Here is a 16,752-nt window from a genome sequence, read left to right as displayed (position 1 = left end):
CGCGCAAGCACCTGTTCGATTTCATCTATGATGACCACATCATAGTGTCTTAAAGCGCCCTCAGCAGTGAGCTTGCCTAAAGAATTTAAGCAAATGGCCAGGCGATGTTCGATTGTAAGTCAAAATTATCACACTCATTGTAACTGGTTAACCCTAATCGAGAAGCTGCACTTTCCACCAGTGAAATAAGATGGGTCGTGAATAAAATGGATTGTTTGGGGTTTTGTTTTACCAAGTGTTCTACGATGGCGGTTTTACCTGTACCAATGGCTGAACGAACAAGGTGTACGCCCTCTCGCTTAAATACATCATTGGGTAAATAACGACTGTTATAAGATAGCTTTATGCCATCGGTAAATTGACCAGGTGCCACAGCCCCATGGGCATGCTGGTTAAAGTGTCGCAATTCATGCCAAAGACTTAAGTGGATATCAGGCTTTTTCGGGATAATTTCAGATAAGCGATTTAATCCACCCAACAGATGTAAATCGTTAAAGTCAGTAGCCTCTTTAATAAGTTCTGAATCGAATGTTGAAAAATCCGGAGTGCAGACCAAGGAGCCTCTTAGTTTAAAAGCAGTACGGTTGGCTTGAATGAGTCCGGTGTTGCCTAAAACACGCCCAAATTTGGTTTTAATATCGGCTTTTTGCCAGTCATTATCAGCCCAGATAATAATCTGTGTTTTAGGATAGTGACGCTTTAAGGATTTACAGACCGGAAGAAGATTAAAGGCATCAAGGGCTGCAAAGATAGGTTCGCCAATCGCACGATGAATGCTGCCAGCAGTTGCCACCCCTTCGCACACATGAATGGTTCTTACTTTTTCAGGTAAGGAAGCTAAACCTACAAGCGCGAAATGCCCTTTTTTAGATAACCCTTTTGTAAAGCGTTTTTGACCGTCATTATAAATGCGTTGCAGGCCTAAAAAAGTATTATGGGTATCAATAATGGCCACTGCAATGTGATGTTTGGCGTGTTTAATTCCTGGAATAATACCCTCACATAACCCTTTTCTTTTAAGGTAGTGACTTGTTCCAGTGCTGGTCATCGATTGCCACAATTCTTTATCACGAGCAATCCAGTCAATGGGATTGATTTTGGGCGTTACGGGTTCAATACAGGGTTTAATGGGGGGTTTTATGGGAGACAAGTTAAGTAGTAGCCCCCTTACCTCTTGCCATAGTGTTTTAAGTACAGACTTGCTATCAAAGCGCTCAGAATGACCACCATGTCGAAAGGTGTAATAGGTCAAAGCGAGATAGGCAATACCATCGCTGTTATATTCCATTTTTGCGCGATAGCTTTGTTTTTTCGCCGGTTTATCAATGTAATGCCATCGATTATCTACTATTAGATTGCTTACCGGTGTTCGCAGGTCTTCCCCATGATTATTTAGAAATACAATCCCTTCATCAATCAAGCGAGCCTCGATAGATTGCTTGTTCTCAATTGCCCATTGGACAAAAGACTTGCTACTCCCTCGTTCTAACGAGTTGTTATTCTTATTAAAAAATCCCATTATACATGTCCCTTACACCAAAAAATCTTGATGTTTTTAGGGAACAAAGCTAAACTAATCGGTGGATGGATCCAAAAATTTCGATGGAACTTCTTATTTCCTTGAGTATTTTTGGTGCTTAGCTTTGTTCCAAGCTAATTGTTATATTTTATTGAGGAAGAGTTTGCAGACTCTTCCTCAATGCTCTTAATTCACTATATACCCTCTCATCATTTTATTGTCCTTAATTTTAATCATCTAACTCTCTCATTGTATTGGAAAAAGTCATATTTTTAATTATATCGAAAAACATATTATCCTAACAGAACTTATTGTGTCAATCATATTGATTTGGTTCCTAAATAGAACTAGTATGGTTCTTTGTTACAGCCTTTTCATCAGGAAAATGGTTTAGTTAATTTCTAGTTGTTTATTAACTATGCATATAATAACGAGGAATCATGATGACAGAAGCAATTATAGATTTAGATGTTAATGACAGAATAAAAAAAATAAGAGACTCACATTTATTAAAGCAATCTGATATTTCTGAAATAACTGGGTATTCAGTAAATACAATAAAAAAATGGATGATGGGTAGGGATCAGAAACATTACACAAAAGCACCAGTTCAGGCATTAAAGATATTAGAGAGTTGGGTTGATAATGAGGGTAACGTTGACGATCTTCATCATCATAAGATATCTAATAAAACCGCAGATGTTTGGAGCATTATTACAAATAAGGGTGGAGTAGGAAAAACTACGCAATCATTCAATTTCTCACTTATTTTGGCAAATACTCATAAGAAAAAAGTGCTAGCCATCGATTTGGATCCTCAGGGACATTTAAGTTTATCTTTAGTTAAATCGCCATCAAATATAGGATTATCTACAAGTGATCTCCTTCTCGGAAAAAATGGTACTCCTTTTAAATACAACGATCATCTTGATGTGATTGCTACGGGAAAGGAATTGCGAGGTGTTTTGGATGCAATTCCTCCACAAGATCTTTTGTTTAGATTAAAAGAGAAAATAGAAGTATATAGAACTATTTATGATGTAATAATTTGTGATGGGATACCCACAGATTCTCCTTGGTTTGATGCGATTTTGGCTGCAACAACTAAAGTTGTTATGCCTTTTACTATTGACTTATACGATAGTTGGGGTATGCAAGATGTGTTTGATAAAGTGGATGTTTTAAAAATGAGAAAAGTTGCAGATAATTTAAAAGTTGCTGCGATTGTAGGTAATTCTATGTCAAAACCCATGACAGTTTTTGATAGCGCAATCATTAATAGTTTAAAAGAAACCTATCCCAATGAATTTTGTCCTATTGTCATTTCTAAGAGTGTAAAAGTAAAGGAGTGTAAAAGCCCAGCCATCTCTAAATCGATTGTAGATTATGAGCCAACATCAAAGGTAGCTGAAGAATATCTTGGTGTAATTGATTTTATTTTAAAGGCATAAGGATAAAATGATGAAAATTGATATGAGAAAACAGGCTGTAACTGGTGCTCTTATTAAAGATAATACGGCAGATTGGAAAAATATTGCAAATAAAGAAATAGAAGAAAATAAAAATTTGAAGGAGCAGATCGACTCATTAGAGAAAGAATTAGCAAATAAAGACAATTTTAACATTATAGAAATTGATCCTAAAAAATGTCGAAATTGGAAGTATGCAGATAGAAATCGATTTGAACTAGGTAGCATCGAAGAGTTATCGGAAGATATAAAGCAAAATGGACAGTTGCAACCAGCTATAGTTAGAAAGATAGATTCTTTAGATTATTCATATGAAGTAATTGCAGGTGAAAGAAGATGGCGAGCATGTTCCTTTTCCAATATAAATTTAAAAGCCGTTATAACAAATGAAGATGATGCTGGTTGTTTGGTAATTCAAACAAGTGAAAATAAGAAAAAAAGTTTATCTGCTTACTCTTTGGCTGTTGCTTATGAAAAATTAATGATTGATTTGAATATTAGTCAAAACGAGTTATCTAGAAGATTGAATATACCAAAAACATCATTTAGTGAACTAATGTCTTTTAACAAGGTACCAAAAGAAGTTTGGGAAGCAGTAGAAGACATGACAAAAGTAAAGCCGAAGACAGCAGCTTTTTTATCCTTGATGTGTAGCAAAGGGGATGATTATTTGGCCGCTATTATAAACTTTGCTCCTAAAATTCGAGAGGGGCTTGGAACAGATAATCTTACCAAGCTGATAGAAAAACATCTATCAAACATTAAGACAAAGAGGAATTCTTCAAAAGTTTATGAAGGAAAAACAGGAGAGGTTTTATTTCGAATTACCAGTGAAGGAAGAATTTCGTTGTCAAAAACCATGGTTAAAAAAATTGACATTAGTAATTTTGCTGAGTATTTAGGTAAATATTTAGAAGAGCTAGTCTAGTGTACGCGCCGCGTACACTAACGAAGAATAGCCATAGCTTATACCGTAGGTTGAATAAGTTATAATTTAAGTTACTTAATGAGCATATCTATAGAATGTTAAAATTTAATGAAGATCAAATTAGAAAATATAAACAAAGTGCTATTGGAGGAACTGGATTTCTTGCATTTAGGGATATTGAAAAATTCGCCAAGAAGTTTAATATCGATCTAAGCTACGTTTTAGATTTAGGTTGTGGTTCTGGAAGGTCTACCAATTATTTGAGTAGTTTTTGCAAAAAAGTAAATGGATGCGATATAGATCTAAATGCATTAGATAATGCAAGAAAAAATAGCAGGAAAAAAAATTCACTTTATTTTGAAAATGAACGTGAACAAGAACTTTATCAGTATAGTAAGTATACATCGATATTTTCAATATTGATGTTTTTCCATATGTCCTCAAAAGAGGAAATTAAGATAGAGCTTATGAAATGTTATAATTCTTTGGAAACTTCTGGAAATTTAGTGATTATTAATGGAACTAAAAATTTATATGTTCGCAATTATCTAACCGTGAAAAGTATCGGTGAACCGCCAAAATATGATGGGGATCTTGTTAAAGTAAAATTGTTAAATATAGATTGTGAAATTAAAGATTTTTATTGGAGTGATATCTATATTAAGGAAATTGCAGAAGAAGTTGGGTTTAATCATTTAGAAACTTATTTGCCTTTAGGAGATAAAACAGATCAGATAAATTATTTAGATGAAATAAAATATCCCCCCTATTATTACATTGCTTTAAGAAAAAATGAACAAAAACAAGTATAAGTTAAACATTGATTTTATAAATAACAACTTACTTTATACCCCAATAGGTAGTGGCCACAAGAAGCCATCAAAATTGGATTATGATGATGTTGTCAAAAATCCTGACTTTATGAATAATTTTTCAGGAAAAGACGCGTATCTCATTGGGACAATTTTTGCATCTAAAAGCTTAAATAAATTAAGCTTGGCAAACTCACTATCAAGATATAAATATCTTGTTTTAATATCAATATTATTTGTTACTGTAATATTACTTAGTAATATTCTCTCATCAAAATTGATAAGTATCGGGGGATTTACGGTAACGGGCGCAATGCTTGTTTATCCATTTAGTTATATTTTTGATTATATAATAACGGATATCTATGGGTATCAAAATGCAAGAAGAATTCTATTGTCTTGTATAGTATCGTTAATACTATTCGATATTTGTATTTATTTAATTATAATTTTACCTCCATCACCATTTTGGAAGCTCCAGCACGAATTTGAATCAGTTTTCTCTGGAATGCTTAGAACCTATGTCGCTTCAACTATAGCATTTACAGTATCATTTTTTTTATCTTCTTTTATCTTTCAAAAATTAAAAATTAAGAACAAAGGTAGGTCATTATTTAAAAGAATTTTCCAATCTCTTCTTATCTCAGAAATTTCAGACACAACGCTGTTTTGCTTCTTATCTTTTTATGGGATATGGCCAATAGAACATATGATGAAGTTTATTTTGGTTTCGTATTTTACCAAGATAACTTATGAGATTGTCGTATATTCGATTATTACCAAACCATTGATAGCGATCATTAAAAGGGAAGAAAAAAGCGATATTATTGATTGGAATACAGATTTTTCTCCAATTAAATGGGAAATAAATTATGATGAATCAAATAATGTTTATTCTAGGCAGGATGTAAATTAAATGATTTAGTAATAGAGCTGACAATATTTGATAAACTATTCACATTGAATTTTTCCAAAATAGAATGAACAGTTTGTTTGTCTTTGATATATTTTGTTTCTATGCTTATAACCCGTCCCACAATAGCAGAGTTTTTTAAGTCAATTTTCATTACTAAATTATCTATTGGCTTAATGGAGCCTTGATGAATGCTTCCTATCATGTACTTTTTGTTAAAAAGAAAAAGGACAGTGTCTCCATCTATGTATGATATGTTATCATCTATTGATGAAATCACAATGCTATCGTTGTTTAATATCTTACAGTCAAAGGTTTTATCAACTTTAAATCCGAGAGTGTTTGTTTTCCAATTCATATGATTTTCAACAAAACCCAATATTTTTGTTTGCTCGTTCCCTAATAAATTGTTTGTGCTTATCACGGGAATATAATTGGAATCAACCTCAAGATTTTCATCGAGAATATCAACAATGAAATCTTCGATTTTATTTTCCAGAGCATTGGCAATAATTGTAGCTTGATATAAAGAAGGACAAACTTGCCCGTTTTTTATTCTATTGATGGCTGACTGACTTATTTCAGTAATTTTGCTTAGTTCATTTTCACTAATACCTTTACCAACCATAAAACGGCGCATATTTAACGAAAATCTATGTTTAAGCTGCTCTTCAGAAATTATAGGCATAATCACATATTACCCTTTACAGGGTACCCGTTAAAGGGTAATATAGTTAAATAATTATTTTATCTTACATCAATTTTTAGATTAGTGCTTATTAATAAACATTTTTTTAATTTTTTTGGTTAAATAAAAACTAATATTATAAGCAAATTTTCAGCACTATAGCATATCTTATGGAGATGAAATTGGAATCAAATGACAATTACAGGAAAGTTCATATAACGATTCAGTTATCAAAAAGTGCAAATCGTCTTTTGTCAGAATCCTGTGGTCGATCAAATAGAAAAAAAATACAGGAAGCAACATTACGATTGGAAGATCATCTTAATAAATTTAGATCCATATCCGAATTAAATTATGCAATTCCTCTGGATGAGGTTGGTGAGTAGCGATGTCAGTACATCGATTAGAGATTTTGAAAAAAAATAAAACTAAGGGAAACAAGGATTAAGCATGAACGCAAATAAAAAAATGATTTCTAATGTCTTATTAGCTGGAACGATTGCGGTGTTAACCGGCTGTGCTGCAACACAGACGGCATTGGAGCACCGCACCCTGGAGGTCAGTACAAAACAAAGTGAGACGGTGTTTCTTAAACCCGTTTCCAAGGCTAAAAAAACGATTTATGTATCCATCAAAAACACATCGGATGAATCGATTGATATAACTCCCCAATTAAAAGCCGCATTAAGTAATCAAGGATATCGAGTGGTGAACCAGCCGAATCTTGCTCATTACCTATTACAAGGCAACATTCTTAAAGTCGGTAAAATGAGTATCGCTGCAAGTCAATCCGCATTAGGTGGCGGTTATGGTTCGGCTATTGCGGGCGCTGTTGCCGGAACTGCTACGGGGAGTTTTACAAACTCCAGTGCGGGCATGTTGGCAGGAGGGATTGCAGGTGGGGTAATAGGATTAGCAGCTGATTCATTAGTTAAAGATGTGAATTATACAATGATTACCGATATTCAAATCAGTGAGAAGGTAGGCAAAGGGATTAAAGTCAACGAACAATTCCAATCGCATTTAAAAAATGGCAGCAGCACTGTTACCTCCCAAACCTCATCAAGAGATAGTCAGTATCTACCTTATCGAACTCGAATAATATCGAATGCAGATAAAGTGAACCTAAAGTTTTTGGATGCAAGACTTGCCCTGGAACAGGGGTTAGTGAAAACCATCACAGGGATTTTCTAATGAACCATAAAATCTGATAAATGTAATCAGCGGTTCACGCTGAATAAAAGGCCTTAAATGATGACAAAAAATTAAGCGACAGTTCGCTTAAGGGATTTTTACAACCAAAAAAAGGAGAAAGCTAATGAAGTTGAATAAAAAAACATCAATAATTAATGCTGCTACATTTGTCTCTGCATTGCTTGTTACGGGGATTGGTTTCTCGGCTCAAGCTGATAAAGAGGCTATCTCAACGCGATGCGAAATGGTCTACAACACTTTGGACAGGATGTTTGAAGAGCAGAAGTACGCTCCATGTGCACGCGACGTTCAATATGCGGGTTGGGTAATGCAAGGTGCCGCAGCTTTAGTTCGTTCCGAACGATATCCAACTGCATGGAAAAACTTAAGAGTAGCAGATGGAAATCTCAGTAATATTTATTCCAAAACACAAGAGTGCGCTTATTTCTCCGCGAAAGTAATTCCTTCTCTGAGTGAAGTAAAGAGTTTAATCAATGAACTTGAAAACATTTCCAATCGATTAGGGTCTGTTGGTGTTTCTTTTAAAAATTAGCATGACAGCGATTTACAGAAATGGAGACAAAGCGATGAATAAAATCATTTTAGCACTAATATTAATTTTCGGATCATACCCTGTCTTTGCCCAGGCACTCCCAGTTGCTAATGTCACCGTGCCAGTTGCATCTTTTGGAACAAGCCTGCTGGCTAATAACGAGATCCTAGGGGAAAAGGGTGTTGAGCTGTTTACAGCCTTGATAAACAAAAGTAAGACCTACGCCCTTTTAGCCACGCTCGAAAGCAGCACGCCTCAACTCAATAGCCAACTGAAATATTTGGCTTTACTTATTGAGACGCATCAGATCAATCAAACGCTGTCACAATTGCAGGTCGCTCTTAGAAACAACAATCGATTGTTGGCAAAATTCATCCACAAAGCAGGAGGGGCTATGGATGGATAAGCTTTTTTAAGTCAGTCAGTAATACCCAATTATTGTTAATAGAAAAGTAATTTTTTAAGCAAAGAAAGGCTTAGGGATTTTTTGAGCCAAAAACAAGGAAAAATGAATGAAAACGATTAAAAATCTTACATATGAGATAGGCGATTTACTAACCAAAAGACTGCTATGTCTATCGCTTTTTCTTATATCAAATCTCTCTCATGCTTCGAATAATTCGAATACTGGCTCTGACATTGTTGCCACGATCCTTTCTGGTTCGATTGGAAAAACGTTAGGTAAATCAGGCGCATTATGGACGTTATTAATTGCCATTTCCTTTGCAGTAGGGGGGTTTTATGCCGCAATCAAACATGATCCCAAAGCGTTTATTCCGGCATTCATCGTGATGTGCATTATTTCTACGGTGACTGGCATGTTTTTATCATTCTAGGCGTCAAAAATGGATGATGAATCAATGTATCTAATTTTGCGCTATATGGATGAGCCCAAACGCATTCTCGGCTTAACGATGGATGATTACCTCATTGGTGGGTTTACCATTTTTTTGGTGATAGTTGGCTCAAGCAAAATTGTCATGGCACTGGTGGGTATTGGTATTCGCATAGCTATTCGCAAAATTCTTAAAGGAAAACCACCCAGCCATCTGTTGTTACTTATGTATTGGTATTTTCCCCATGTCATTACCAACATTTTTATCAAGAACCTACCGCCTTCATACAAAAGGTATTGGACTAGTTAGGAGAGACAAATGGATTATCAGGTAAAAGAAAGCAAACTATCTAAGCTTTCAGCCCGATTAAATTTAATGGTGGTGTTAGTCATTGGGCTTTTATTTAGCAACATCATATTGGCTTACTTAGCCTTTCATAGTCTAAAGCATCAGAAACGGGAAGTAGTACCGTTTGGCGCAAACAGCGGTTATTTGGTAAGCGACACCACAGTCGATGTCCGTTATTTAAAACTAATGACTGTAAATTTTATTTATTCTCGCTTGAATGTTACGCCCACAAGTGTGAGTAAAAATCATAGCACACTCTTAAGTTTTGTTGATTCATCCATTTATTCACAATTTAAAAAGCGGCTTGCGAAGGAAGAAGCGATTATTAAAGCCAAAAAAATTGCGAGCACGTTCGATATCACTGACGTTATTCCCGATTCTCAACATTTATCTACGGTCGTCACAGGTAAACTCCAACGCTTTGTGGGCTATCGCGCTTTAACAACAGAATCAAAAACCTATCGTATTCAATACCGTTACCGACTAGGAGAACTTTTCATTGTTGGATTTGTAGAAAAAAAAGGGGAAAAGAATGATTAGAGGGTTTATTGCATTAGCTTTTGTCAGTGTCTCCTTCCTCGCTACTGCAAGCAATGTGTATCCGTTTTCGGATAATGAAAATATTGAATTGGAATTGAGTAAAAACAACTACAACCGCTTATATGTTGCCAATGATTCAATCACCAAAGTATTTTTTTCAAAGGATGATCTAATTATCGAATACCAAAAAGACGGTAGTGTGTTAGTTGATTTAAATCTTGCAGAACCGTTTACGGTGTTTTTTACAACGAAGCAAGGGCATCAATTCTCAGCAACAGTTAAGCCCATTGAAGCTTTAGGCAAGACCGTCGCATTACAAGCGAAAACGCCTAGCTTTAAAGCCCGTCAATTTGAAAAGAAAACGGCTGTCTCAGATAACACGATTACGCAATTACTCCAAGCCATGATGAATAATAAAACACCTTTAGGCTATGGGTCAAAGTCAGTTTTTTCAAGCTATAAACCGATTAATAAGGATTTAAGTTTTAAAGTAGAAAAGCAATTTATCGGCGATAGTTATATTGGAGAAATTTTAACAGTTTATAACCGCTCATCTAAGCCAATGATTTTGGACGAATCATGGTTTAAAACGCAAGAAACACGCGGTATTGCTTTAAGCCAACCAACCATTGCCCCTAAAAAAAGTGAAACAGTTTATTTGGCGAAGGAGAAAGTCCATGTTTAAGACGCTTAAACTGCATAAACTCAAATTAAATGGACTCATTAAAAAGCAACAGTTTGTGCGCTTTATCGGCATTGGTTTTGGTCTAATTGTCATGTTGGCACTCATTTTAATTGCCTCTAAAAGCAGCTCGAATTCAACCAAAAAACAGAAGGTGCCATTAGATTTTACAGGGGTTATGGATTCGCAATTCAGTGAAGCAGATACCGAAAGTGCAATGACATCGCAGCAGTTAGAGGTTGATGGTTTGAAAAAACAACTCGCTTCCTTAAGTGAAGGCATTAAAACTTTACAAGCACAAAGTGAAACACAGGTGGCAAAACTCACTGAAAAAATGGTCGCTGAGATTGCTCGTATTAAGATTGAAACTGAAAAAAAGACAGAAGAGCAGGCGAATAAAAATCCCATTTTTGCAGCTAACGATACTTTTAACCCCAATCAAACTGCGACCGATGGTTTTTATCCCACGGTGGCTCATTCAAGTCGATTAAATAAACCGCCAAGGATTCATTCGGTATCGTTTCAAGCAGGTAAGTACAAATCAAGACAAATCCTTAAAAACCCCACCAATTACGTGCCGAGCGGTACCTTTGCAAAAGCCGTTGTTCTTGGTGGTGTGGACGCAGATGCCTCAGTCGATGGTCAGAACAAAAACAATGGGGTCATGCTGTTTAAAATCATCAATCAAGGCACCTTACCCAACGGTAAGCGCTCGCATTTAGAAGGCTGTTTTGTTACAGCGAGTGCCTATGGTGATATTTCCAGTGAACGGGCTTATGTCAAATTAGACAAAATTTCCTGTTCGTTTGAAAAAGGCATGGTGGATAAAGAGGTCACCGGCTGGGCATTTTTTGCAGGAAAGGTGGGTATAAAAGGGATCCCTTTAATGCGCGATGGCAAAGTAGTAACCTGGGCTGGCATCAGTGGTGCCTTATCAGGTGTCGCGCAAGCCGCCCAATATGCGCAATCCGTGCAAAGTTTCGGTGCATTAGGCGGTGTTTCCTCAGTGGTTCCTTCCTCTCATATTGGCCCTTTTGCGGCCTATGGTGGCGCTTCAAAAGCTGCTGATCAACTCTCGCAATATTACATCAAACGTGCCGAACAATATCATCCTGTTATTCAGGTAGGCTCTGGCAACGTGGTCAATATTGTCTTTAAGGACGGGTTTTATTTTTACGACGAACCTGAATCAAAGCTAACTCATTATCAACCAACTGAAAACAACGAGCCTATTGTTCCTAATGAAGTCCTTTCTCAACTTAATCAGGCACAACTAGGCCAGCAACTAGCAACTCCTGGAGCCTCTCGATGAAAATTCATAGCCTACTTAGCGTACTGATGTTAGCAAGTTTACTGTCGTCTTGTTCCAGCATGAATTCAAATTTCAGCTGTAATGTCACCGCAGGGGATAACTGTTTATCCATGGATGAAGTGAATGCGATGACGGAAGTCAAAGCAATCAAAATCTTACCACCAGCCCATGAACGACAAAAGTCGCTGATTAAGGCTTCTGTGAAGCGACTATGGCTAGTACCTCATGCTGACAAACAAGGAAAAAACCATCCAGGCGAATACGTGTATGTCCCTGAAATCACAGAGGGGAAGACGGCATGAGTCTAAGTCGATACGACAGTAGATTATTCACGATGAGGCCAGAGTTACAAGTTAGGCGATGCAACAACGAGTTTAATGTCATTAAAGGACATAGCCATGCTGACTAAAATTCGTGATTTAAATCGAAAGGTCGTTTATAAAATTGCTCGCTTTTTAGGCGAAGAGAGCGTAGCGCCTGAGTCATTACAAGAAATCGCTGATGCTAATGAAACGATGTCCCTTAATGAGGCCATTTTTGAGCGCCTGCTGCCCTATGAGGCGATGTTAGATAACGACCTGTTTATGAATAAAACAACAATGGGTTTTGGATTGTATCTGGCACCTGGCTCAGGCGCTGATGCGCACTTGGTTAAAGCCCACGCAGAGCTTTTGAAACATCGATTGCCAGAAGGGTTTGATTTAACCGTCATGATGCATAAACATCATTATTTAGAGAATGATTTAATCCGTGGATTTAAGGCGATATTAGAGCGTGGTGGGATGTATGAAGCGATTGCCCGTATGAGTATTCGCTATCACTTAAATGCCATCAAATCAGGTTATAAAAATAAGCGTAATATTCCAGCGCAACTTGCAGATTATCGCTGTTATCTCTTTGTTTCGACTAAAAAGAGCAAAGAGTCACAGCAGAGCTTAGAAGATAGCCGTCTTGATTTTGAATCAGAGTTATCGGTGATGGGCTATCACCATGCAAGGCTTTCTAGAACCGATTTTAAAACACTGCTTCGCGTTCTGACTTCACCTAATATAGATGATATCCAGTGGCCAACTTGCGAGGACAATACTAACGAGCTTCTATCCAAGGGGATGATTCGTCCTAATACGACGGTTTTAATCAATGACGATTCGGTGGATATTCGGGTGGTTGATGATGAAGGACACCCAAAAACAACCCGTTTGGTCAGTCTTATGATTGAAAAAAATAAATGGCCTAAAAAATTTGCGCTTTGGTCGCAAGCGGATTTGTTCGCTAATCTGTTTAGCACCGAAAAAGGAATACAGTGTCCTTTTTTAATTAGTTTTACTATCAAAGGGGTCAATCAAGAGCAGGTTAGACAAGAATCAAAACGTAAAACAGAATCACTGACTAAAGCAAATAATGCCGTACAACGGGCTTTAAATCCTAATCTCGTTGATGAGTTAAAAAATTGGCAATATTGCTATGACGAAGCGCATAAAGGAAATCTTAGTTTACATCGTACTTTTTACAACGTGTTACTGTTTACCGACGTGCAACACGAACGCAAACATGTAGCACAAACCCTCAATGCCTATCGCGAGTTTGGATTTAGTCTAGTGCAAAAACCGGTCAGCGCATGGCTTCGCTATTTAGGGAGTCTGCCCTTTTTCTTAAACGAAGGCATGTTTGAAAGTCTTGAGCGAATGGATGATGAAACCAAACGCTTATCGCATTACACCTGCGCTAACTTAATGCCCTTAATCGCTGATTTTAAAGGCTCTCCTAAAGGGATGCTTTTGCCGACCTACCGGCATCAACTTGCTTATGTCGACACCTTCGATAGCAAGAATTTACCTATCAGTAATTTCAATTTTGTCACCGTGGGCTCTTCAGGTTCGGGTAAATCACTTCTGAATCAATGGCGTCTACTGTCGGGCTTAGCACAAGGGGAGAAAATATTTGTCATCGATTTAGGCGATTCTTATAAGCATTTGTGTGAGTTAGTCGGTGGCACTTATTTAAATGCTGCCAACATCACTTTAAATCCCTTTACCTTGTTTGATTTTGATGGTGAGGTAGAGATTGATGGCAAGGTGACCAATAACTACACGCAAATTCGTGATTTATTAGCCATTATGGCAAGTCCCCACGCACCTATTTCAAGTATTCAAAGTGATTATTTGCTGGAGGCTGTGCGAGCTTGCTGGCAACAAAATGGGGCAAAAACCTGCATGGATGATGTGTTGCAGGCATTGCGCTTGATGCTTCAAAATCTTGAATCTAAGGATGATGTGCGCTTAAGCGACCTCATTATTCATTTGCGAAAATTTGGCCGTGATGGACTTTATGGCTCGATGTTCAACAGTGACACGCCGTTTATTTCCAACCCTGATTTCGTGGTTCTGGAGATGGGTGGGTTTGAAGAAAATCCTGAACTATTAACCATCATCATGTTTGTCATGATTGTGATTATTCAGGGGCAGTTTTATCACTCCGACAGAAATGTAAGAAAACTTTGTATTATCGATGAAGCCTGGCGTTTTATATCAGAGGGTTCAACCTCTAACCCCATTGCTGCCCGCTTTATATCGCAAGGGTTTAGGACTGCCCGTAAATACAATGGTGGGTTTGGTGTGATATTCCAGGAATTGACCGCGATGACAGGCTCGATTGAAGGTCAGGCGGTTGCATCATCAAGTGATATCAAATTCATTATGCGTCAGGGTACTTTTGAGGATTATGTAAAAAATAACCCCGATGTGTATGATGAAAAACAAAAACGTCTCATCAAATCCTTTGGTGAGGCCGAATCCCAAGGCTTTTCAAGCGTCATGGTGCAATACGGCAAGGCTTATACCTTCCACCGCTATTTTGCCGATCCTTTTACCCGTGTTCTTTTCTCATCCAATGCGGAAGAATTTGCAGCCATAGAAACCTTCCGATCGCAGGGCTTATCGCTGGAGCAGGCAGTTTATCGCGTGGCAGAACAGTATTACGGAGATGAATTATGCAAGGTTTCTTAAAAAGACGCGATTGTTATTGGATGGGCATTGTTCTTGGAATTACGGCAATGGCTTATTGGTTTAATCATTCACAAGTCACTGTGGTAACTTTTGATAAAAACGAAGTGGTGAAGCAATTTGTCACACAGTTAAGCCAACAAAAAATAGAGGAAAAAAAGACGCAACAATTAAGCAGTCGTTTTGCCAGAATTCTTAAAGAAGCGCTTAATGATTATGCCAGAACTCATCAAGTCATCGTTATTAAAAAAGAAATGACGCTGGCATCTTCGGCGGATATCACCGATAAGATTGCGACCCAAATAGCTGATAACATGAAGGGGAGTCGATGAAACAACTATTCATTGTTTTCCTTCTCGTTGCAACCCAGAGTTTGTTTGCAAAAGAATTAGGCACACTCGGTCAGACCTTCCCTGTTATGGAAAAGAGTTTATTAACTCTTATCTATGAACGATTAACAGCCTTTCAAGACGACGGGAAATTAAAAGACTTGGAAAATGCCTGGGTTAAGCAAGTGGAAGCAAAAGCTCTAAGACCTAGGCCATTAAACTTAAGCCGAACCGATAAAACAACGAGTCATTATCACACGCCAGTGACTACGTTAAAGCAGGACATTCAAGATAATCAAGGCCGCATTATTCTAAAAAAGGGTTTAACGGTAAATGCGCTTACTCAACTGCCCATGTATCAGCCGGTATGGGTTTTCATCGATTACGATGATGAGGCACAGCGTCAATTTGCAGATATTATCCGCACTCAATACGTCGATATTCAATGGATTTTAACAGGCGGAAATGTGCGGGACGCAGAACTTCGAATCAAAGAGACTATTTATTTTGACCAGGAAGGGCGCATTACTGAAAAATTAGCAATAAAGCATGTCCCTGCGTTAGTCACTCGTGCTGAGGATTCACTCAAAATCGTTGAATTTGCGATAGGGGAGAATGGGCATGCCTTTTAGACTCCTATTGATTTTACTTTTAATGAGCAGTCAAGCCTTTGGAAAAGAGTGCACGGGGCATTTTGTTAATCCCTTAAAGGATATTTGCTGGCGCTGCTTATTCCCGTTATCCATTGGTAATAGCAAAGTGGTTCATTCATCGTTGCCAGATACTGAGAACCCCACGATGCTAAACGGGGTATCGCGGCCCATTGAAATTTGCCCTTCTGCAATCGGGTTTCGGATTGGCTTAAACATTGGTTTTTGGGAGCCTTTTTCGCTGGTTGATGTGACCGACACCCCTTATTGCCTGGTCAATTTGGGAGGACATAAACTTAACTTAGGGATTAAGCAGGGCAGAGGGGGTAAGCTTTCTCAAGGATTAGGGGCATCGCATGCTTTTTACCATGTTCATTGGTATAAATACCCACTTATCTACTGGTTAAATTTAATTACCTCACTTGGCTGCATGCAGGGTGGTGAGTTTGATGTCGCCTACATGACAGAACTTGATCCCACTTGGCGAAACTCGTCGATGAGTTTTGTGTTAAATCCTGATGCGATTCTTTTTTCTAATCAGGTTGCACAAGCGTCTTGTGCCGCTGACGGCGTTGCGTCAACAGCAACTTTAAAACCACTGGATCATTTATTTTGGTGTGCAGGTACTCAAGGTAATATTTATCCCCTTAACGGCCATATCCATGCCCCTATCTCGCCTGTCCAATCAGCGCTGCTATTAGCTGAGCGCATGAATTTCAAATTACATCGAGAACCTCCCTTTATTTACGATTCAAGCCCGCGCATAGGTGAGATTTGTAAGGAACATCACTATTGGGTGACGCCGAAATCGCGCTACCGCTATGAAATGGTAAATCAGGTGGCTGATGGTAGACATTGTTACCCGTCAGGGTATAGCACCCTTGGCTGGGAAGCACTAAAAATCAAAGCCGATACTCCGCAACAATATGGGTTTTTATTGTGGCGTAAACGAAATTGTACTTTTTTGTGAGGTTAGA

At 37.8% G+C, this 16,752-nt stretch carries 20 protein-coding genes; 18 read left to right on the top strand and 2 right to left on the bottom strand.

Going from position 1 to position 16,752, the window contains the following annotated elements; genetic code table 11:
• Positions 1-85: 85 nt before the first annotated feature.
• Positions 86-1,519 carry a hypothetical protein gene (locus tag Ldro_RS15220; RefSeq protein WP_058497288.1) on the bottom strand — a complete coding sequence of 478 codons (1,434 nt, stop codon included), beginning with the start codon at positions 1,517-1,519 and terminating at the stop codon, positions 86-88.
• Positions 1,520-1,959: 440 nt separating this feature from the next.
• Here Ldro_RS15220 and Ldro_RS15215 point away from each other — a divergent pair, with 440 nt between their 5' ends.
• The 4 genes from Ldro_RS15215 to Ldro_RS15200 all read left to right on the top strand — a co-directional run bounded on the left by Ldro_RS15215 (position 1,960) and on the right by Ldro_RS15200 (position 5,644).
• On the top strand, positions 1,960-2,970 hold the full coding sequence (locus Ldro_RS15215; protein ID WP_083498001.1) for an AAA family ATPase: 1,011 nt from the start codon (positions 1,960-1,962) through the stop codon (positions 2,968-2,970).
• Between the two features lie 7 nt (positions 2,971-2,977).
• The gene (locus tag Ldro_RS15210) at positions 2,978-3,916 is read left to right on the top strand and encodes a ParB/RepB/Spo0J family partition protein (RefSeq protein WP_083498000.1); all 939 of its coding nucleotides are present in this window, start codon (positions 2,978-2,980) and stop codon (positions 3,914-3,916) included.
• A gap of 95 nt (positions 3,917-4,011) precedes the next feature.
• Entirely contained in the window at positions 4,012-4,728 is a 717-nt protein-coding gene (locus Ldro_RS15205; protein WP_058497285.1) for a class I SAM-dependent methyltransferase, read from the top strand.
• Positions 4,709-5,644, top strand: a complete 936-nt coding sequence (locus tag Ldro_RS15200) for a queuosine precursor transporter (RefSeq protein WP_058497284.1) — start codon at positions 4,709-4,711, stop codon at positions 5,642-5,644. The genes Ldro_RS15205 and Ldro_RS15200 overlap by 20 nt, the downstream gene beginning before the upstream one ends.
• On the opposite strand, the gene Ldro_RS15195 is transcribed toward Ldro_RS15200, so the two are convergent.
• Positions 5,625-6,329 carry a helix-turn-helix transcriptional regulator gene (locus Ldro_RS15195; RefSeq protein ID WP_058497283.1) on the bottom strand — a complete coding sequence of 235 codons (705 nt, stop codon included), beginning with the start codon at positions 6,327-6,329 and terminating at the stop codon, positions 5,625-5,627. The genes Ldro_RS15200 and Ldro_RS15195 overlap by 20 nt on opposite strands.
• Before the next feature lie 170 nt (positions 6,330-6,499).
• Here Ldro_RS15195 and Ldro_RS15190 point away from each other — a divergent pair, with 170 nt between their 5' ends.
• The 14 genes from Ldro_RS15190 to traU all read left to right on the top strand — a co-directional run bounded on the left by Ldro_RS15190 (position 6,500) and on the right by traU (position 16,745).
• Positions 6,500-6,715: a TraY domain-containing protein gene (locus tag Ldro_RS15190; protein WP_058497282.1), complete on the top strand. Its 216-nt coding sequence runs from the start codon at positions 6,500-6,502 to the stop codon at positions 6,713-6,715.
• A gap of 64 nt (positions 6,716-6,779) precedes the next feature.
• Entirely contained in the window at positions 6,780-7,523 is a 744-nt protein-coding gene (locus Ldro_RS15185; RefSeq protein WP_058497281.1) for a complement resistance protein TraT, read from the top strand.
• A gap of 124 nt (positions 7,524-7,647) precedes the next feature.
• Positions 7,648-8,076 (top strand): hypothetical protein, encoded by a 429-nt coding sequence (locus Ldro_RS15180; protein ID WP_058497280.1) that lies wholly within the window; start codon positions 7,648-7,650, stop codon positions 8,074-8,076.
• A gap of 34 nt (positions 8,077-8,110) precedes the next feature.
• Positions 8,111-8,482, top strand: a complete 372-nt coding sequence (locus Ldro_RS15175) for a hypothetical protein (RefSeq protein ID WP_131764435.1) — start codon at positions 8,111-8,113, stop codon at positions 8,480-8,482.
• A gap of 106 nt (positions 8,483-8,588) precedes the next feature.
• Positions 8,589-8,912: a hypothetical protein gene (locus Ldro_RS15170; RefSeq protein ID WP_058497278.1), complete on the top strand. Its 324-nt coding sequence runs from the start codon at positions 8,589-8,591 to the stop codon at positions 8,910-8,912.
• Between the two features lie 9 nt (positions 8,913-8,921).
• Positions 8,922-9,221 (top strand): type IV conjugative transfer system protein TraL, encoded by a 300-nt coding sequence (gene traL / locus Ldro_RS15165; protein ID WP_058497277.1) that lies wholly within the window; start codon positions 8,922-8,924, stop codon positions 9,219-9,221.
• Positions 9,222-9,230: 9 nt separating this feature from the next.
• A complete protein-coding gene (traE, locus tag Ldro_RS15160) occupies positions 9,231-9,800 on the top strand; it encodes a type IV conjugative transfer system protein TraE (protein ID WP_058497276.1) in 570 nt (189 codons plus the stop codon).
• Positions 9,793-10,485 carry a type-F conjugative transfer system secretin TraK gene (traK, locus tag Ldro_RS15155; RefSeq protein ID WP_058497275.1) on the top strand — a complete coding sequence of 231 codons (693 nt, stop codon included), beginning with the start codon at positions 9,793-9,795 and terminating at the stop codon, positions 10,483-10,485. Before traE ends, traK begins: the two co-directional genes overlap by 8 nt.
• Complete coding sequence (locus Ldro_RS15150; protein WP_058497274.1) at positions 10,478-11,794, top strand: TraB/VirB10 family protein; 1,317 nt, start codon at positions 10,478-10,480, stop codon at positions 11,792-11,794. The genes traK and Ldro_RS15150 overlap by 8 nt, the downstream gene beginning before the upstream one ends.
• The gene (locus tag Ldro_RS15145; protein WP_058497273.1) at positions 11,791-12,096 is read left to right on the top strand and encodes a hypothetical protein; all 306 of its coding nucleotides are present in this window, start codon (positions 11,791-11,793) and stop codon (positions 12,094-12,096) included. The genes Ldro_RS15150 and Ldro_RS15145 overlap by 4 nt, the downstream gene beginning before the upstream one ends.
• 96 nt (positions 12,097-12,192) lie before the next feature.
• Positions 12,193-14,799, top strand: a complete 2,607-nt coding sequence (gene traC / locus Ldro_RS15140) for a type IV secretion system protein TraC (RefSeq protein ID WP_238584034.1) — start codon at positions 12,193-12,195, stop codon at positions 14,797-14,799.
• Positions 14,784-15,128 (top strand): TrbI F-type domain-containing protein, encoded by a 345-nt coding sequence (locus Ldro_RS15135; RefSeq protein WP_058497271.1) that lies wholly within the window; start codon positions 14,784-14,786, stop codon positions 15,126-15,128. The genes traC and Ldro_RS15135 overlap by 16 nt, the downstream gene beginning before the upstream one ends.
• Entirely contained in the window at positions 15,125-15,757 is a 633-nt protein-coding gene (traW, locus tag Ldro_RS15130; protein ID WP_058497270.1) for a type-F conjugative transfer system protein TraW, read from the top strand. Before Ldro_RS15135 ends, traW begins: the two co-directional genes overlap by 4 nt.
• Entirely contained in the window at positions 15,747-16,745 is a 999-nt protein-coding gene (gene traU, locus Ldro_RS15125; RefSeq protein ID WP_058497269.1) for a conjugal transfer pilus assembly protein TraU, read from the top strand. Before traW ends, traU begins: the two co-directional genes overlap by 11 nt.
• Positions 16,746-16,752 lie beyond the last annotated feature (7 nt).

The sequence above is a fragment of the Legionella drozanskii LLAP-1 genome (assembly GCF_001467585.1).
GTDB lineage: Bacteria > Pseudomonadota > Gammaproteobacteria > Legionellales > Legionellaceae > Tatlockia > Tatlockia drozanskii.
The sequence above is the reverse complement of the archived record's forward strand: the minus strand, read 5'-3'. Positions and strand labels throughout refer to the sequence as shown.